Raw genomic sequence first — 18,577 nt, 5'->3', positions numbered from 1 at the left:
GTGCCGTCTGCCTCGTCGTACCGCGCGACCGTTCATCGTTCGCCCACCCGCAGGACCTCGCCCAGCCGGTCCCGACGGCGCACCGCGGACTCGACGAGCACCGCCACGACGAGCGCGACGACGACCGCCGCGACCGCCGCGACCAGCGGCCACCAGCCGACGCTCGTCGCCGGCGGACGCAGGCCACCGGTCGCGACGTCGAGCCCGAGCGCACCCGACAGGAGCCACGGGATCCCGACACCGATCACCGTCCCGGCGACGAGCGCGGCGCCCGCGAGCGGAGCGACCTCGGCGAACGTCAGGGCGCGCGCGGTGCGGCCGTCGAGCCCGAGCGTGCGCAGCGCGGACAGCGTGCGGCCGCGGTCGCCGGACGTCGCGACGACGAGCAGCACGAGTGCGAGCGCCGCGTACGCGGCGAGGATCGCGGCCGTGGCCCGCAGCAGCGTGACCAGGCCGTCGTTGAGCGGGGTGGAGGACCAGTCACGCAGCCAGTCGGCACGCGTCGTCACGGTCACGTCCGGCCGTTCGGTCAGGGCCAGCGCCACGACGGCCGCGGAGGCGCCGGGACCGTCGACGAGGATCGTCGAGGGCGCCGTCGAGGTGCCCTGCGCCGCGTCGAACGTCGCGCGGTCGACGAGCAGGCGCCCCGTGGCCGCCGGGCCGGTCGTCGTGACGTACGGCTCGGCCCCGAGGAGGCCGACGACGGACAGCTCGAGCCGCCCGTCCGCGGCGCGCAACGTCGGCCGCACGAGCCGCGTCGTCGGTTCGACCGACGCGCTGACCAGGGCGGGGACGGTCCCGTCCGTGGCCACCAGGTCGGTCAGCCCGGGGATCGGGTGGTCGTGCGTGGCGCCGATCGTCGCGAGCTCGTCGGCGTCCGCGAGGACCACGTCCACGGTGACGCCCGTGCTGCTGCCGAGGCTGCGCGAGCCCAGCACCGCGAGCGCGGCGACCGACGTCACGCCGTCCGCGGCGCGCAGCGCGGTGACGTCCTGCTCGGTGAGCTCACCCTCGACGCGCACGTCCGCACCGATCCGCTCGAGGGCCGCGGTCGCCTGGCCGGCCTGGACCGTGACGGTCGTGGTGCCGGAGAACACGAGCAGGCCGACGGCCGTCGTGAGCGCCATGAGCGGTACGACCGTCCCGGCGACCGTGCTCGCGCGAGCGGTCGCGACGAGCGGGACCACGCCGCGCGTCCGGCCCGCGGCGTTCGCGGCGGCGCGCAGCAGCGGCGGCAGGGCGTGCACGACGACGATCGTCGCGGCCGCCGCGACGAGCAGGGGCGCCGCCGCCAGCAGCGGGTCGACGCCGCCGCTGCCGGTCGTGAGCAGCCCGCGCCGCCGCACGGACACGACGGCCGCGACAGCCAGCGCGATCAGCGCGAGCTCGGCGACCCAGCGGCGGGCGCGACGCCGGCTCGCGACCCGCGCGCGGTCCGACCGGTTGGCGGGCTGCCGCCGACCCGACCAGGCGCGGCGCACCGCGAGCACCGCGACCACGGCGGGCGCCGCCGCGGCGACGGCGACAAGTCCCGCCGCGACCGACCACAGGGTCGGTCCGGGCAGGACGAGCCCCGCGGCCAGCAGCCCGAGCCCGCCTGCGAGCAGCGCCAGCGGGACCGACTCGACGAGCGCGCGGACCGCGACCGACGCGAGCGAGGCCCCCCGCGCGCGTTCGGCGAGCAGGTACGTCTCGCGCCGCGTCACGAGCAGCCGCGCGGCGAGCACCAGGACGAGCGCGGCGACCCCCGCGATGCCGAGCACGACGACCGACTGCTGCGCGCGGGCCGCCGCGAGCCGCCCGCCGATCTCGTCGAGCGCGGTGCCGAGCGCCGTCGTCACCGTCACGTGGCGCCCGTCGGACTGGCGCAGCGTCGTCGGGTCCGCCTGCACGCGCGTGATCGCCGCGCGCACCGCGGCGCGGTTCGACGTGTCGATCGCGTCGGGGTCGGTCGGGTAGCGCACCTGTGTCAGGAGCGTCGAGTCGGTCGCGTTGAGGTTCACGTCGGGAAGGGAGCGCGGCGTGACCAGCAGCGCCGCACGGCCTTCCTGCTGCGTCGGGTCCGCGGCGGGCTGCGGTCCGACGAGGTCCTCGAGGCCGACCCAGGCGACGTCGTGCTCGTCGGCCACGGTGTACAGGCCGGTGACCACGACGTCCACCCTGTTGCGGGTCGTGAGGCGGCCGCGCACCTCGTCGCCGACCTGGACGCCGAGCAGCTCGGCGGCGTCGGCCTGCATGCCGACCTCGATCTGGCGCGGCGCGACGCCCTCGGACGCCGGGTCGTCGGGCTCGAGGTCCGCCGCGTCGGGTGCGCGTCCGTCGACCCACTCGACGAGCCCGTCCTGCCGGCCCTCGTCGGGCACGCCGACGTACACGAGCCGCGTCGCGATCGGCGTGGTCCCGGCGATCGCGTTGACGACGTTCGTCGCGACCGTGGCCGTGCCGGGCCCGACGACCGCCGCGAGCTCGGGGGGCAGTGCGTCGTGCACCTTGCTCACGGTGCGCCGCAGCTCGGCGGCGTCGTTCGGGTTGCGCGAGCCGACGTCGGACGACTCGAAGCCCGGCGCGGTGTTCGTCCCGATCCGCGCGACGAGGTCCGCCGACGTCCCGATCGCCGCGACGCCCTGCTGCACCGCGTCGTCGGCCGTGCGGGCGACGGTGCGCGGGATGACGACCGACAACGCGACGCTCACGGCCAGGACCGTCGCGCCCAGCGCGAGCAGGCCGGCGTCCGCACGGGCGCGGCGGCGCGCGACGAGCAGCGCCCCGGCGGTCGCGGCCCGGGTCGCGACCCCGGTCGAGGAGCCCGGGCGCGGCGGGGCGGCGGTCTCGCGCGGCGCGGTCATCGCTCGTCCCCCAGTCGCAGCAGCTCACCCGACGCGCGCTTGAGCAGCAGGTTCGTCGTGATCCCGACGACGAGCGCGCCGCCGACGACGAGCGCGCCGACGAGCGCGACCTGCGCGGACCAGCCCTCGTGCACGACGACCCCGGGCACCGGCGTGGACCCGGTGGGGGAGAGCGTGACGAGCGGCGCGACGACGCGGCCCAGCAGCGCGCCGAGCGCGATGCCGACCGCCAGCCCGATGACCGCGACGATCGCGTGCTCGACCAGCACCGAACGCACGAGCCCGGCCCGCGCCGCGCCGAGCGCCTGCAGCCGCGCGAGCTCGAGGCGGCGCATCCGCACGGAGACGGTCGCGCCCATGCCGAGCCCCGCGACCGCGAGGGCCAGTGCCGCCGCGACGACGATCCAGAGCGCGGCCTGCACACCGACCCGCAACGGGCCGTCGGTGGCCTGGGTGCGGGCATCCATCCGGGTCAGCGTCGTGCCGACGCCCTCGAGCGCGCTCGCGACCTCGCCCTGTCGATCGTCGGGGACGACGAGCCACCACTCGTCGACCGGCGGCAGGCTCTCGCCCGAGGTGATGGCCTGTCGGCCGAGCAGGTCCGCGTCGGTGAGCATCCCGGCGCCCGTGGGCACGCCGGGCAGGTACGGCACCGTGCCGGTGACGACGACGTCGAGCGGGCTGCCGTCGACGACGACGCGGAGCCGGTCGCCGATGTCCGCGCTGAGCGTCGTGAGCAGGTCCGGGGTGACGAGCGCGCTCACGAGCGGTTCGTCGTCCTCGCCGGGCGCGGCGAACGTCGCGGCGGCGAACGTCAGGGGGAGGCCGTAGAACATCCCGCCGGAGACGTCGCCCGAGAGACGGATCGCGTCGTCCGTGACGTTGCGCGTCGCGTCGCCGGCCGCGAGCCACTCGTCGGAGCCGAGTGCGACGGACCGGACGTCGTCGAGGTCGTCGAGCGTGAGGACCTGCTCGTCGACCGGCGCAGGACCCGCGGCGACGCGCGGGTTCCCGACCGTGACCGCGACCGTGACGTCGCCGACGGGCGCGTCGGCGGTCGGGTCCGGGACGACCCGCGCGCTGACGGCGACGAGCCGCAGACCGGCCACCGCCGCGGGCAGCGGTACGACCACGTCGGTGCTGGTGGCGCCCAGGTCCGTGGTCGGCAGCGCGATCGTCGTGCGGGCGCCTGACTCGTCCTGCACGACGAGGGACGTCGTGACGGTGCCGGCCACGGGCGCGCTCGTCGTGGAGCCCAGGTCGACCACGAGCGCGCGGGGCGCACCGGGCAGCGCCACCCCGCCCGCGGGCGAGGTCGGTCGCAGGCTGCGCGTGAGGTCCTCCCAGCTTCCGGGGACGCGGCCGCGCAGGACGTCGGTCGCGGCGACGGCCAGCAGCGTCGCCGTGGTCCCGCCCCTGGTCTCGTCGCGCGCACCGCTCGGCACGCCGATCGTGACGTCCTGGAACGTCACCGGGGTGACGGTCTCGATGCCGGGGACCGCGGCGATCCGCTGCGCCGCCTCGAGCGGGGACACGGTCGCCACGACGCGCGCGTCGGCGCCCGTCGCGAGGTCGGCCTGGTCGTGCTGCGAGACGCGCCACGTGGTGAGGAAGGACAGCGAGAACGTCCCGGCGCCCACGGCGAGCGTGACCAGCAGCACGGACGCCGTGGCGCGCGCGGGACGCCGTCCGAGCTCCCACGCGGCCAGCGGCGCGACGAGCGAACGGCTGCGCGTGGCGAGCCGTTCTCCGACGCCGGTGACGACCGGCAGGAGCCGCAGCGCGAGCACCGCGCCCGCGAGCAGCACGAGCGCGGGCGCGAGCACGAGCACGGGGTCGACCGAGGCGCTGTCCCCGACGGGGGTGCGGTAGGACGCGAGCTGCCACAGCGCGATCCCCGCGAGCACGACGAGCGCGAGGTCGGCCCCCGTGCGCGCGAGTGCCCCTCGCCGGTCCTGCCGTACGAGCCCCTGTTCGGCGTCCGACGTGCGTCGGCGCAGCAGCGGCGCGAGCAGCACGGCCGCGAGCCCGAACGCCGAGAGCGCGCACACGACCCACAGCGGTACCGGGAGCCCGGGATCGACGTGCAGGCCGCCGGCGCGCAGCGGGCCGTACCGGGTCACGAGCCGGTAGAGGCCGACGGCGAGCCACGGTGCGAGCGTCGCCGCGACCAGCGCGACCGCGAACGCCTCGAGCGTGGCGAGCCGCAGGAGCTGGCGGCCGGACGCGCCGCGCGAGGACATCAGGCTCTGCTCGGCCGCGCGTCGCTCCGCGAGCAGCCGGGCGGCGAGCAGCAGCACCGTGACCGCGAGCACGACGAGCAGGAGCGCGACGACCGTGATGACCACCTGTGTGATGCGCAGGCTGCGCACCGCGCCGTCGATCGTCCGGTGGAGCGCGGTGGAGACATAGGTCGTCGCGAAGTCGTCCGCCGTCAGCGCCGCGAGCCGCTGCTTGCCGTCGTTCGCGCGTGCGCGCAGGCCGTCGAGCGCGGCCGCGTCCTGGTCGGCGAGGTCGGGGTGCGCGAGCAGGTGGGCGAGGCCCAGGCTCGACGTGCCGTCCGTGAACACGGTGTCGTCGGCGACCACGAACGGGCCCCAGGCCTGCGTCGTCAGCATCCCGGCCGAGCCGAGCACGGGGTAGTCGGGCTCGTGCAGGGCGCCTTCCAGCACGTCGCGGTCCCACTCGGGTCCGGGGTCGTCGAGCCGGAAGGTCCCGGTCACGACGAACGTGCGTGGCGTGCGGTTCGAGCTGTCGAGCACGGCGACCTCGTCGCCCACGGCCCAGTCGTACGCGTCCGCCGCGACCTGCGGCACGGCGACGGGGATGCGTCCCGCGTCGTCGACGCCCGTCGTCGGGAAGTCGCCGCCGACCAGCGTGGCGTCGTCGCGCACGGCCGGCTGGGACGCGAGGTAGACGTACGGCGCCTGCCGGTCGGAGGTGTCCTGCGCCGCGTACATGGCGGAGGCGAGCCAGCGCTCGCGGGTCGCCGGGATGCCGTCGAGCACCTCGTCGAGGAACTGCTCGCCGTGCTCGACGAGCGAGGGGCCGTTGGCGGTGTTCACCGGACGCAGGACCGCGTCGATCTCGCGTTCGTCGGGCGCCGTGCGATCGAGCGCGACGCCGAGGAGCCGCTCCTGGCTCGTCACGACGAGGAGCGTGAACGCGCCGAGCAGGGTCGTCGCGACGAGTGCGACCGCGAGGACCGTCGCCAGCAGCGTCTGCTGGGCGCGGGCGCGGTGCAGCAGGAGCCGCGCGTTCCAGCTCACCCGGGCCCTCCTCGTCGCCGTCGACGGTCCGGGTCTCCGGACTGGTCGGACGATCGTAGGAGCGCCTCCTGGGTTTGTGGGAGCGATTCCACATCTCGAAACGATCACGATGCGCGAGGTTGACCCCATGCGGGTTCCGGGGGGTATATTCCAGCCGGAATAACTCGAACGGAACATCGAGCGACGGATGTCAGAGGTAGGGGGAGGATCCGGACATGGCTACGGGGGATCTCTCGGCGGTCGCGGTGCTGCTGCTCGCGCTGCTGCACGAGCAGCCCATGCACCCCTACCAGCTGCACCAGACGCTCGTGCAGCGCGGGGACGCCCGCCTCGTGCGGGTCAACCCCGGTGCGGTCTACCACGCCGTCGAGCGGCTCGAACGTGACGGCCTGGTCGAGGCGCTCGGCGTGGACCGTGAGGGCGGTCGGCCGGAGCGCACCACCTACCAGGTCACGCCCGAGGGGCGTGCCGCGTTCGGCACCCGCCTGCGCAGCCTGCTCGGTGACGACCACCCCACCTACCCGCTGTTCCCCGTCGGTCTCGCCGAGGCCAACGAGCTGCCCGCGGAGGTCGTCGCGCTCGAGCTGCGCCGCCGTCGGGACCGCGTGGCGGCCACCCTCGCGCAGCTGCAGGCACGGTACGACGAGGCCCGCGCGCTCGGCCTGCCGCGCCGGTACATGCTGGACGTCGAGCACGAGCTCGCGCTCGCCGTGGCCGAGGTCGCGTGGCTCGACGGCCTCGTCACCGACCTGGAGGACCAGGCCGACCCGCTCGACTGGACCGAGCCGTTCCCGCTCGCGTACGTCGAGGCGCGCAAGGCCGCCTGCGGCCCCCGGATCCCCGACCGCTCCGTGCGGTCCTGACCTCGTCCTGCCACCGAACCCGTCCTGAACCCCGTCGCGGCCGACCAGCCGTGACCGCCCGTCCCGGTGTCTCCAGCGCCGGCCCCGAACACGAAGGAACGACCATGTCCCACCCCCAGCCGGAGTCGCTCGTCGACCTGCACGGCCGCAGCCCGTGGAGCATCCTCCCGCCGCTGTGCCTCGGCTTCTTCATGATCATGCTCGACACGACGATCGTGAACGTCGCGGTCCCGAAGCTGATGGAGGAGCTCGACGCCGACGTCACCGCGGTCGGCTGGGTCAACAGCGCCTACCTGCTCACGTTCGCGGTGCTCCTCCTGGTCACCGGCCGGCTCGGTGACAAGTTCGGGCCACGGCCCGTGTTCGTCTCCGGCCTGGTGCTGTTCACGCTGGCCTCGCTCGCCTGCGGCCTGGCCGGCACCGTCGAGCTCCTCATCATCGCCCGTGCTGTCCAGGGCGTCGGCGGTGCGCTCATGACGCCGCAGACCATGTCGATGATCACGCGCGTGTTCCCGCCGATGAAGCGTGGCGCGGCGATGGGCGTGTGGGGTGCCGTCGCGGGTGTCGCGACGATCACGGGCCCGGTGCTCGGCGGCCTGCTCGTGCCGATCGGCTGGGAGTGGATCTTCTTCGTCAACATCCCGGTCGGCATCGTCGCGCTCGTGTTCGCGCTGCGGAACCTGCCCCGGCTGCCCACCTCGGACCGCACGTTCGACCTCGTGGGCGTCGGGCTCTCCGTCGTCGGCATGTTCCTGTTCGTGTTCGGTCTGCAGGAGGGGTCGACCTACGACTGGGGGACCATCCGCGGCCCGATCACCGTGTGGGGCGTGATGGCCGCCGGCGTCGCGCTGCTCGTCGCGTTCGGCTTCTGGCAGCGCCACCTGGGTGACGACGCGCTCATGCCGCTGCGGCTGTTCCACTACCGCAACTTCACGCTCTCCAACGTCGCCGGCTGGTCCGTGACGTTCGCGATGACCGGCATCTTCTTCCCGTTCACGATCTTCCTGCAGGTCGCTCTCGGCATGACCCCGCTGCAGTCCGCGCTCGTCGGGCTGGGCGGCTCGCTCCTGTCCGGCATCGTCGCGCCGTTCGCGGGCCGCCTGTCCGACAAGGTGCCCGGCAAGTGGATCGTCGCGACGGGCTTCGGCATCCTCGTCCTCGTCGTGTGGGCGCTGGCCGAGCTGGTGGCACCGGACGTGGCCGTCTGGAAGCTCGTCCTCACGATGTGCTTCTTCGGCATCGGCACCGGCTGCCTGTTCTCGCCGCTGGCAAACCTCGCGACGTCCGGTCTGGACCACCGCAACGCCGGCGCCGGGGCGGGTGCGTTCAACACCAACCGGCAGATCGGTGGGGTCATCGGCTCGGCGGCCGTGGTTGCGCTGTTCACGTCGCGTCTCGGCATCGAGATCCCGGCAGAGGCAGCCACCGCCGCGCAGTCGCTGCCCGAGGCGGCGCGGACCCCGTTCCTCGAGGCCTTCTCGCACATCGACCCGTCCGCGCTCGCGGGCGGCGGTGCCGAGGCGTTCCCGAAGCCGGACGGTGTCCCCGACGACGTCTGGGCCCAGGTCCAGACCGCCGCGGCCGACGCCATCCACGCCGGCCTGTCCACCGCCGTCGGCCAGACCCTCCTGCTCACCGTCGGTGTGCTGGCGCTCGGCCTGGTCTCGGCGCTCGTCATGTCCTCGGTCCGCCCCCACCACCACGGCGCCCCCGACCCGACGGCAGTGGCCACCACCACCGCCGGCCACTGACCCGTGAGTGCCGGCCACTGACCGTGAGCGCCGGCCACTGGCACCTGAGTGCCGGCCACTGACCCGTGAGGGGCGGCCCACGCCGCCCCTCACCCACACCGTCCCCCGTCTGGGCCCCGACGGATGCACCAATGGGTGCAGCACCCGGCCGCCCGACCCGCCGACATCCGCACTCATAGCTGCACCGAGGCCAGCACCCGCCACCCCGACGCCGCACCCCGCCCGCACCCCTCGCTGCGCCATCCCCGATGAGTGCAGCGATGGATGCAGGACTGACGGGCCCCACCCGCCAAACCCTGCATTCACTGCTGCACCGACGCCTGCACCCGCCACCGCCCCGGCATCGCCCAGCACCCCGGCGCCGTCCCGGCACCCCGGCGCCGTCCCGGCACCGCACCCCGCCCCGGCACCGCGCCCCGCCCCGCACCCGTCGCTGCGCCATCCCCGATGAGTGCAGCCATGAATGCAGGACTGACGGGCCCCACCCGCCGAACCCTGCATTCACTGCTGCACCGACGCCTGCACCCGCCACCCGATCGCCCCGGCATCGCCCAGCACACCGGCGCCGTCCCGGCACCGCACCCCGCCCCGCACCCGTCGCTGCGCCATCCCCGATGAGTGCAGTCATGGATGCAGGGCTGACGGGCCCCACCCGCCGAACCCTGCACCGATCGCTTCACCCACACACGAGTAGCCCGCGCCGCGCCCACCCCGTCCCGACGGTCGCCCGCTCGAATCACCCGTACCCGCGCCGACCGATCCGCGCCGACGCTGGTGGGTGCAGCGATGGGTGCAGGACCCGGCGGGTGGGGCCGGTGAGACCTGCATCGATCCCTGCACTCACGCCCGAGTAGCCCGCCCCCCACCCACCCGCGCCGACCGACCCGCGCCGACCCACCCGCGCCGACCGACCCGCGCCGACCGACTCGCGCCGACCGACCCGCGCGGACCCACCCGCGCCGACCGGCTCGCGCCGGCGCTGGTGGGTGCAGCTATGGGTGCAGGACCCGGCGGGTGGGGCCGGTGAGACCTGCATCGATCCCTGCACTCACGCCCGAGTCGCCGGCAACTCGCCCGTCCGGGCCCAGCCCCGCGCGCCGGCGCCGACTGATAGGCGCTGGTGGGTGCAGCTGTGGGTGCAGGAACGGGCGGGTGGGGCCGGCGAGACCTGCATCGATCCCTGCACTCACGCCCGAGTAGCTCGCCCCCCACCCACCCGCGCCGACCGACTCGCGCCGACCGACCCGCGCCGACCGACTCGCGCCGACCCACCCGCGCCGACCCACCTGCGCCGACCGGCTCGTGCCGGCGCTGGTGGGTGCAGCTATGGGTGCAGGACTCGGCGGGTGGGGCCGGCGAGACCTGTATTCATCTCTGCATTCAGGTCGGGGGGGCTGGCGGGGCCGGGGGAGGAGGGTCAGGGTTGGGGTGGGCGGGTCATGGTGAGGACGTCGAGGGCCTCGTCGAGGGTGGCCTCGGTGAGCTCGCCGCGCTCGACGTAGCCGAGGTCGATCACGGCCTGGCGGATCGTGATGCCCGCCTTGACGGCGTGCTTGGCGATCTTCGCGGCGGCCTCGTAGCCGATCACGCGGTTCAGGGGCGTGACGATCGACGGCGACGACTCCGCAAACGCCCGGGCGCGTGCCTCGTTGGCGACGAGCCCGACGACGGTGCGGTCGGCCAGCACCCGGCTGGCGTTCGCGAGCAGACGGATCGACTCGAGCAGCGCCGACGCGATCACAGGGATCTGGACGTTGAGCTCGAACGAGCCGGAGGCCCCGGCCCAGGCGACCGTGGCGTCGTTGCCGACGACGCGCGCCGCGACCATGAGCACGGCCTCGGGGACCACGGGGTTGACCTTGCCGGGCATGATCGACGAACCGGGCTGCAGGTCGGGGATGGCGATCTCGCCGAGCCCCGTGTTGGGGCCGGAGCCCATCCAGCGCAGGTCGTTGCAGATCTTGGTCAGGCTGACCGCGATGGTGCGCAGCGCACCGGAGAGCTCGACGAGCCCGTCACGCGAGGACTGCGCCTCGAAGTGGTCGCGCGCCTCGGTCAGCGGCAGGCCGGTGTCCTCGCGCAGCAGCGTGATCACACGCTGCGGGAAGCCTGCGGGGGTGTTGATGCCGGTGCCCACCGCGGTGCCGCCGAGCGGGACCTCCGCGGCGCGGGGCAGCGCTGCCTGCAGACGCTCGACGCCGTAGCGCACGGCGGCGGCGTAGCCGCCGAACTCCTGGCCGAGGGTCACGGGCGTCGCGTCCATCAGGTGCGTGCGGCCCGACTTCACGACGCCGGCCCAGGCGTCGGACTTGTCCTGCAGCGCGCCGGCGAGGTGCTCGAGCGCGGGCACGAGGTCACGCACGACGCCGGCGGTGGCCGCGACGTGCACGCTCGTCGGGAACACGTCGTTGGACGACTGCGAGGCGTTGACGTGGTCGTTCGGGTGCACGTCGCGGCCCAGGCGGCGCGTGGCGAGCGTCGCGACGACCTCGTTGGTGTTCATGTTCGACGACGTGCCCGAGCCGGTCTGGTAGACGTCCACCGGGAAGTGCGCGTCGTACGCGCCGCTCGCGACGTCGTCGGCGGCCGCGACGATCGCGTCGGCCACGTCCTGCGGCAGCACGCCGAGCTCGGCGTTGGCGCGGGCCGCGGCCTTCTTGATGCGGGCCAGGGCCTCGATGTGCCCGCGCTCCAGGGTGCTGCCGGAGATCGGGAAGTTCTCGACGGCGCGCTGCGTCTGGGCGCGGTACAGGGCGGCGGCCGGGACCCGGACCTCACCCATCGTGTCGTGCTCGATCCGGTACTCGACGCCGTCGTCGAGGGGTGCAGAAGTCATGCGCTCATCCTGCCGCACCCACGCGGACGGGAGGCCGTGAGCGTCGCCACACCGGCGTCACTCGCCGATGTCGCCGACGACCTCCGCGATCCGCACGCGGCCGTCGACGAGCGCGTACTCGAGCCCGACGATCGCGCAGCGGCCCTGCGTCACGGCCTCGGCGAGCGAGACGGAGTAGCCCTGCAGCATGCGGACGGTGTGCTTGACGTGCTCGTGCCCGAGGGTCGCGGCATCGACGCTCGAGAGGGGCTCGCCGTGCGCGACGAGCCCGACGATGCTCGGGATCACGCGGTCGACGACGGCGCGCACGAAGCCTGGCGGGACGCTGCCGTCGCTGAGCGCGGCGGTCGCGGCAGCGACCGCACCGCACGAGTCGTGGCCGAGCACGACGACGAGCGGGGCGCTGAGCAGCTCGACGCCGTACTCGATCGATCCGATCACGGTCGTGTCGAGTACGTGCCCGGCGGTGCGCACGACGAACAGGTCGCCGAGCCCGCGGTCGAAGATGATCTCGGCCGCGACCCGCGAGTCGGAACAGCCGAACAGCACCGCGAACGGGTGCTGACTGTCCTCGACCTCGGCGCGACGCCCGACGTCCTGGGACGGATGCTCCATCTCGCCGCGGACGAAGCGGTCGTTGCCGGCCTTGAGCGCGGCCCAGGCCTGCGCGGGAGTGAGGGGGGTCGTCACGACGCCCATCGTGGCAGCCGGGAGCGTCCTCGGCACCGGGGGATCGAAGGGCGGACGGCGCCGAAGTTCCGTCTCGGGGTGCGCACGTCCCCGCAGGGGTGTAACCAAGGACCAGGACACACCGGCGCAAGACGGACATGGGGGTCCACGTGCGACGACGTAGCCGCAACCTGGCGATCACCGCCGCGGTCGCTCTCGTCCTGCCGCTGGCTGCCTGCGCGGGCGAGTCCGGCCCACCGACGCTGATCTGGTACATCAACCCGGACAACGGCGGCCAGGTCGAGATCGCCAGGCGCTGCACCGATGCCGCGGCGGGCAGGTACACGATCACGACCGAGGTCCTCCCGCGCGACGCCGCCTCGCAGCGCGAGCAGCTCGCGCGCCGCCTGGCCGCCCACGACTCGTCGATCGACATCATGAGCCTCGACCCGCCCTTCATCCCCGAGCTGGCCGAACCCGGCTTCCTCGCACCGATCCCCGACGACGTCGCGGCCAAGGCGAGCGACGGCGTCGTGCAGGGCGCGATCGACGGAGCGACCTGGAAGGGCAAGCTCGTCGCGATCCCGTTCTGGGCGAACACGCAGCTGCTCTGGTACCGCAAGTCGGTCGCGGAGAAGGCCGGCCTGGACCCGTCCACGACGCCGGTGACGTGGCAGCAGATCATGGACGCGGCCCGTGACCAGGACAAGTTCCTCGGGGTGCAGGGCGCCAAGGCCGAGTCGTTGACGGTGTGGATCAACGCGCTCGTCGAGTCGGCCGGTGGGCACATCCTCGAGAACCCGGAGGCCCCGGCGGACGAGATCACGCTCGGCCTCGACACCGACGCCGGACGCGCGGCGGCGGACATCGTCGGCACCATCGGGCGCGACGGGCTGGGTGGTCCGGGCCTGCCCACGGCCGACGAGAACGCGACGATGACCGTCTTCCAGGGGGACCGCGGCTCGTTCATGGTCAACTGGCCGTTCGTCTGGTCGGCCACGAACGCGGCGGTCGCGGACGGCACGCTCGACCAGTCGTTGATCGACGACATCGGATGGGCGCTGTACCCGCAGGTGACCGAGGGCACCGACTCCCGGCCCCCGTACGGCGGCATCAGCCTGGGCGTGGGCGCGTTCAGCAACCACACCGACTTCTCGTTCGAGGCGGCGCAGTGCATCGTCGCGCCGGAGAACCAGTCGTACTACTTCGCGACGAACGGCAACCCGCCCGCGTCGGTCGCCGCGTACGACGACCCTCAGGTCGCCAAGGCGTTCCCGATGGCGGACGTGATCCGCGAGTCTCTCGAGCAGGCGGCGCCGCGGCCGCAGACGCCCTACTACAACGAGGTCTCGATCGGTCTCCAGGAGACGTGGCACCCGCCGATCTCGGTGAACCCGGACACGACCCCGCAGGAGTCGACCGACTTCATCACCTCGGTGCTCCGAGGGGAGGCGCTGCTGTGACCACCGCCGACACCGTCGTGACGGACGGGCGGGCGCGCCGGGCGCGCAAGCCCGAGCGTTCCGAGCGCGCACGTGACGAGGCGAGGCTCGGCTGGCTGCTCGCCGGGCCCGCATTCGTCGTGATGATCGCCGTGACCGTCTACCCGATCCTGCAGGCGTTCTTCGACTCGTTGTACTCCTACCGGCTGACGGCGCCCGCGGACCGGGAGTTCGTCGGCGGACAGAACTACGCGGTCGTGCTCACCGACCCGGTGTGGTGGGGCGCGTTCGGGGTCACGACCCTGATCACCGTGGTGACGGTGCTCGTCGAGCTGGTCCTGGGCTTCGCGCTCGCGCTCGTCATGCACCGCGCGATCAAGTCCGTGCGCACCATGCTGCGCACGGTGATCCTCGTGCCCTACGGCATCATCACCGTGGTCTCGGCGTTCGCGTGGTTCTACGCGTTCGACATCAACTCGGGGTTCGTCAACCACTGGTTCGACTGGGTGCCCGGAGTCGATCCCGACCTGAACTGGTTCGCCCACCAGGGCACGAGCCTGTTCGTCATCTGCATGTCCGAGATCTGGAAGACGACGCCGTTCATCTCGCTGCTGCTGCTCGCGGGGCTCGCCCAGGTGCCCACCGAGCTCGAGGAGGCGGCGCAGGTCGACGGCGCGACGTGGTGGCAGCGCATGCAGCGCGTCGTCCTGCCGAACATGCGCGCGGCGATCATGGTCGCGGTCCTGTTCAGAGCGCTCGATGCCTTCCGCATCTTCGACAACGTGTTCATCATGACGAACGGCGCGAACGGCACCGACGTGCTCTCGCTGGTGGCCTACCGTACGTCCATCGGACGCCTCGAGATCGGCATGGGTTCGGCGATCTCGGTGCTCCTGTTCCTGTGCGTGATCCTCATCTGCTTCGTCGCGATCAAGCTGTTCAAGGTCGATCTGGCCAGCGCGAGGGGGGAGAAGTAGATGCGCACGCTCTCGACGCGGGCCAAGGTGGCGTGGGCCGTCATCACGGTCGTCGTGATGGTCTGGGCGCTGCTGCCGGTGGTCTCGATCCTCGCGACGTCCTTCAAGCTGCCCAGCCAGCTCAACCTCGGCACGTTCTGGCCGAAGACCTGGACGACGACGAACTACGAGCAGATCTTCACCGGCTCCGCGAAGGACCTGTTCCTGCCCGCGCTGCGCAACTCGATCGGCATCTCGCTGATCGCGACGGCGATCGCCGTGGTGCTCGCGACGTTCGCGGCGTACGCGATCGCGCGGCTCAACTTCCGCGGCAAGAAGCTCATCCTGACGACCGCGCTCGGCGTCTCGATCTTCCCGGTGGTCTCGATCGTGACGCCGCTGTTCAACCTGTGGCGCTCGATCGGCCTGTACGACACCTGGCTCGGCCTGATCATCCCGTACCTGTCGCTCACGCTGCCGATCTCGATCTGGACCCTGGCGGCGTTCTTCCGGCAGATCCCGTGGGAGCTCGAGCAGGCCGCGCAGGTGGACGGCGCGACGCCGTGGCAGGCGTTCCGCAAGGCCATCGTGCCGATCGCCGCTCCGGGCGTGTTCACCACCGCGCTCATCGCGTTCTTCATCGCCTGGAACGACTTCGTGTACGGCATCTCGCTGACGTCCACGTCCGCGGCCCGCCCCGTGCCGGCCGCTCTCGCGTTCTTCACCGGCGCCTCGCAGTTCGAGGAACCGACCGGCGCGATCTCGGCGGCGGCCGTCGTCGTGACCATCCCCGTCGTCATCCTGGTGCTGCTCTTCCAGCGCCAGATCGTGTCCGGCCTGACCCAGGGCGCCGTCAAGGGCTGACCAAGGAGACTTCGATGGCTGCCATCACCCTCAAGGACATCGTCAAGCGCTACGGCGACGGGTTCCTCGCCGTCAAGGGCGTGAGCCTGGACATCGCCGACGGCGAGTTCGTCATCCTCGTCGGGCCGTCCGGCTGCGGGAAGTCGACGCTGCTGCGCATGATCGTCGGGCTGGAGGACATCACGTCCGGCGAGCTGCGCATCGGTGACGTCGTCGTCAACGACAAGGCGCCGCGTGACCGCCACCTCGCGATGGTCTTCCAGAACTACGCGCTCTACCCGCACCTGACCGTGTTCGAGAACATCGCGTTCCCGCTCCGGCTCACCAAGGGCAAGTTCACGGACGACGAGATCCGCGAGAAGGTCGAGCGCGCCGCGGCCACCCTCGAGCTGCAGGACCACCTGCAGCGCAAGCCGGCGAACCTCTCGGGCGGCCAGCGGCAGCGCGTCGCGATGGGCCGCGCGATCGTGCGGGACGCGAACGCGTTCCTGTTCGACGAGCCGTTGTCCAACCTCGACGCCAAGCTGCGCGGCCAGATGCGCACCGAGATCGCGCGCATGCAGCGCCGGCTCGGCACGACCACCGTCTACGTGACGCACGACCAGACGGAGGCCATGACGCTCGGCGACCGCGTGGCGGTGCTGCGCAAGGGCGAGCTGCAGCAGGTCGCGTCCCCGCGCGGGCTCTACGAGCAGCCGGTCAACCTGTTCGTCGCCGGGTTCATCGGGTCCCCGCCGATGAACTTCCTGCCGGGCGAGATCGACGGGGGCACGATGCACCTGCCGATCGCGGACGTCACGCTGTCCGCGGACCTGCGCACCCGGATCGGCTCGCGCCGCGTCGTGATCGTCGGGCTGCGCCCCGAGCACTTCGCGGACGCCGCGCTGCTCGAGGAGAGCAAGAAGGCCTCCGCGGTGACGTTCGACGCCGACGTGGACGTCACGGAGTGGCTGGGCTCCGACCTGTACGCCTACATCCCGTTCGAGACGAGCCACGCGGTCGCGGACAAGCTCGAGGAGCTCGACCGCGACCTCGACGGCGAGGGCATGCGCACGCAGCTCGTCGTCGCGCTCGACACCGAGTCCCGGGTGCGTGACGGGGACACCGCGACGCTCGCGTTCGACCCGACGAAGATGATGGTGTTCGACCCGGAGACCGGTGAGAACCTCACGTTCGACGCGGACACGGCACGCGCGATCGACGAGCAGAACGAGGCGGACCGCAAGGCCTCGCTGGCGCGGGTGCACCAGCGCGACGAGGGCCGCAAGGCCGGTTAGCGCGTCACGGCCCGGCGATCATCGCGAGCGCGAGCAGCTTGCCGAGGGAGGGCCCCGCGTACCGGGGCTCCACGCCTCGACGCACGACGTGCTGGTCCGCCTTGCGCAGCAGACCTTCGTAGACCAGCCGGGCCTGCGCGTCCTCGACCGACTCGGCGCCGCGCCGCGCGAGGTCCAGGAGCTCGGGTCCCTGGAACGGGCCGTGGAAGCCGACGTGCCGGGCGGCGCCCAGGCCGAGCTGGGACGGCCCCGCCGGGACGTCGCTCGGGCTCCCGAGCAGCGCGACGGGCTGGTCGATCTCGCTGGGGGTGAGCGGTCCGCCGGCGGCGGCCAGTCGCTCGGCGACCAGCCCGGGCGAGAGGGCCTTCTGGGGTGTCTCGTACGGCAACGTGGCCAGCTCGGGGTCCATGAGCGCCAGCAGCCCCGTCATCCGGGAGGGCTGCGCCCCGTACAGCAGCGCGGCTTCGCGGCGCTCACGCGGCGACCGACCGTCCACCCGCGCGTGACCCAGCCGCGCCAGTGCGACCTGGTCCAGCGGCCGCAGCGTCGTCATCGTGACGGCGATCGAGACGCCCGCGCCGTGGATGCCGTTGCGGAACGCTGCGTAGAGCAGCTCGCTCGCATCGGCCCAGCCCGGCTCGCCGCCCGCCGCGCGCACGCCCTTGGCCGACTGCGCGCGCAGTGCGGCCCGCTCGGCGACGAACTTCTCGGCGTCCGGCAGCAGCTCGGAGATCGACCGCCAGCCCCAGCCGCCCTTGAGGAGTCCCGCGCCGATGCCGTTGAGCCCGACCGCTCCGCGCTGCACGACAGGCTCCAGGAAGACCGTGTCGTAGAAGCCGAGCGTCGTGGAGGCCAAGGTGCCGAGCGCGTCGGGTCGCAGCTCGTCGCCCTTCGATCTGCGTGTGCCGTCACCGAGCACGAGTCCGTAGCGGTCGGCGACCCCTCGTGCCGCCACCACGTCGGGTGCGTGCCCGGCATCTCGGTCGACGACGGCGACAGGTAGCTCGGCGAGCACACCGCCGCGCAGCGCACCGCCGAGCAGCACCCGTGAGTCGTACCCACCCGAGAACGACAACCGCACGTCCACGTGCGGCGCGCGGACGAGCGCCGTCATCGTCCGCACGACGAACGCCGCGGCGGCGCGCAACGTCGCCACCTCGTCGACCTCGGCGTCGAGGAGGCGATCGGTCAGGCGGGCCCCGTCCTGCTCGCCACGCAGGGTGTCCAGCGGGATGCGCAGGCCCCGGCCGGCCGCCGCGTAGGAGACCTCCTGGACGAAGGTCTCCTCGCACGGTTGCTGCGCGCCCTTGTTGTTCGGGAACGCGCGCGCGAGCAGGTGCTCGGTGTTCTGCGTGACGGGCAGGCCCAGCCACCTGCGCAGGTCGACGAGCAGCAGCAGGGAGTCGCTCGCCGCGGTGATCCCGTCCCCGCTGGTCCACGCCAACCCCACCGACCCGGTGAGGTCGCGTCTCACGACGACCTGCGCCGCGTCCCACTCGACGAGCACGAACGTGCCCGCGACGCCGTGCGGATCTCGCCGCGCCTCGTCGGGAAGCGCGGCCCAGCCGCGGGGGCCGTAGGCGATCGCGCCGTGCTCCGGGGACATCGCGGTCCCGCGGAAGAACCTGCCCGGTGCCAGGCAGTCGGAGATGCCCGCGCTCACGACGACGAGCGTCGTGTCCGGCCCGATCCGCTCGACGTGCTCCTCGGACGGACTCGATCCCCGTTCGCGCAGCCAGGCCTCGACCCGCGTGACCAGGTCCGTGCGGACGACCGCCGTGAAGTAGTTGGACACGCCAGTGGT

11 protein-coding genes are annotated in these 18,577 nt (G+C 73.2%); 6 read left to right on the top strand and 5 right to left on the bottom strand.

Translation table 11 applies throughout. From position 1 onward, the window contains the following. Positions 1-32: 32 nt before the first annotated feature. Together CCO02nite_RS07835 and CCO02nite_RS07830 are read right to left on the bottom strand one after the other, a co-directional pair. Positions 33-2,846 (bottom strand): FtsX-like permease family protein, encoded by a 2,814-nt coding sequence (locus tag CCO02nite_RS07835; protein ID WP_146842583.1) that lies wholly within the window; start codon positions 2,844-2,846, stop codon positions 33-35. Further along, complete coding sequence (locus CCO02nite_RS07830; protein WP_146842582.1) at positions 2,843-6,115, bottom strand: FtsX-like permease family protein; 3,273 nt, start codon at positions 6,113-6,115, stop codon at positions 2,843-2,845. Before CCO02nite_RS07830 ends, CCO02nite_RS07835 begins: the two co-directional genes overlap by 4 nt. A 215-nt stretch (positions 6,116-6,330) precedes the next feature. Here CCO02nite_RS07830 and CCO02nite_RS07825 point away from each other — a divergent pair, with 215 nt between their 5' ends. Further along, entirely contained in the window at positions 6,331-6,978 is a 648-nt protein-coding gene (locus CCO02nite_RS07825; RefSeq protein ID WP_146842581.1) for a PadR family transcriptional regulator, read from the top strand. 104 nt (positions 6,979-7,082) lie between these two features. Then, entirely contained in the window at positions 7,083-8,729 is a 1,647-nt protein-coding gene (locus tag CCO02nite_RS07820; RefSeq protein ID WP_146842580.1) for a DHA2 family efflux MFS transporter permease subunit, read from the top strand. Between the two features lie 1,417 nt (positions 8,730-10,146). Here CCO02nite_RS07820 and CCO02nite_RS07815 read toward each other — a convergent pair. Together CCO02nite_RS07815 and CCO02nite_RS07810 are read right to left on the bottom strand one after the other, a co-directional pair. Then, a complete protein-coding gene (locus CCO02nite_RS07815) occupies positions 10,147-11,565 on the bottom strand; it encodes a class II fumarate hydratase (RefSeq protein WP_146842579.1) in 1,419 nt (472 codons plus the stop codon). Between the two features lie 57 nt (positions 11,566-11,622). Then, positions 11,623-12,264, bottom strand: coding sequence for a carbonic anhydrase (locus tag CCO02nite_RS07810; RefSeq protein WP_146842718.1), 642 nt, complete (start codon positions 12,262-12,264; stop codon positions 11,623-11,625). A gap of 140 nt (positions 12,265-12,404) precedes the next feature. On the opposite strand from CCO02nite_RS07810, the gene CCO02nite_RS07805 reads away from it, so the two are divergent. Genes CCO02nite_RS07805 through CCO02nite_RS07790 form a run of 4 tightly spaced genes read left to right on the top strand, consistent with a single transcriptional unit; the run spans position 12,405 to position 16,773 of the window. Continuing rightward, positions 12,405-13,697: an extracellular solute-binding protein gene (locus CCO02nite_RS07805; RefSeq protein ID WP_246117423.1), complete on the top strand. Its 1,293-nt coding sequence runs from the start codon at positions 12,405-12,407 to the stop codon at positions 13,695-13,697. Between the two features lie 17 nt (positions 13,698-13,714). Next, the gene (locus CCO02nite_RS07800; protein WP_371862498.1) at positions 13,715-14,653 is read left to right on the top strand and encodes a carbohydrate ABC transporter permease; all 939 of its coding nucleotides are present in this window, start codon (positions 13,715-13,717) and stop codon (positions 14,651-14,653) included. After that, entirely contained in the window at positions 14,654-15,496 is an 843-nt protein-coding gene (locus tag CCO02nite_RS07795) for a carbohydrate ABC transporter permease (protein WP_146842576.1), read from the top strand. 14 nt (positions 15,497-15,510) lie between these two features. Next, positions 15,511-16,773, top strand: a complete 1,263-nt coding sequence (locus tag CCO02nite_RS07790; protein ID WP_146842575.1) for an ABC transporter ATP-binding protein — start codon at positions 15,511-15,513, stop codon at positions 16,771-16,773. 4 nt (positions 16,774-16,777) lie between these two features. On the opposite strand, the gene CCO02nite_RS07785 is transcribed toward CCO02nite_RS07790, so the two are convergent. Beyond that, positions 16,778-18,568, bottom strand: a complete 1,791-nt coding sequence (locus CCO02nite_RS07785) for a hypothetical protein (RefSeq protein ID WP_146842574.1) — start codon at positions 18,566-18,568, stop codon at positions 16,778-16,780. Positions 18,569-18,577: the final 9 nt, after the last annotated feature.

It is taken from the genome of Cellulomonas composti (genome assembly GCF_007990245.1).
GTDB lineage: Bacteria > Actinomycetota > Actinomycetes > Actinomycetales > Cellulomonadaceae > Cellulomonas > Cellulomonas composti.
The sequence above is the reverse complement of the archived record's forward strand: the minus strand, read 5'-3'. Positions and strand labels throughout refer to the sequence as shown.

Coding starts and splice junctions, on each gene's coding strand:
- CCO02nite_RS07835 (WP_146842583.1), bottom strand. CDS start 2,846: ATGACCGCGCCGCGCGAGACCGCCGCCCCGCCGCGCCCGGGCTCCTCG.
- CCO02nite_RS07825 (WP_146842581.1), top strand. CDS start 6,331: ATGGCTACGGGGGATCTCTCGGCGGTCGCGGTGCTGCTGCTCGCGCTG.
- CCO02nite_RS07820 (WP_146842580.1), top strand. CDS start 7,083: ATGTCCCACCCCCAGCCGGAGTCGCTCGTCGACCTGCACGGCCGCAGC.
- CCO02nite_RS07815 (WP_146842579.1), bottom strand. CDS start 11,565: ATGACTTCTGCACCCCTCGACGACGGCGTCGAGTACCGGATCGAGCAC.
- CCO02nite_RS07810 (WP_146842718.1), bottom strand. CDS start 12,264: ATGGGCGTCGTGACGACCCCCCTCACTCCCGCGCAGGCCTGGGCCGCG.
- CCO02nite_RS07795 (WP_146842576.1), top strand. CDS start 14,654: ATGCGCACGCTCTCGACGCGGGCCAAGGTGGCGTGGGCCGTCATCACG.
- CCO02nite_RS07790 (WP_146842575.1), top strand. CDS start 15,511: ATGGCTGCCATCACCCTCAAGGACATCGTCAAGCGCTACGGCGACGGG.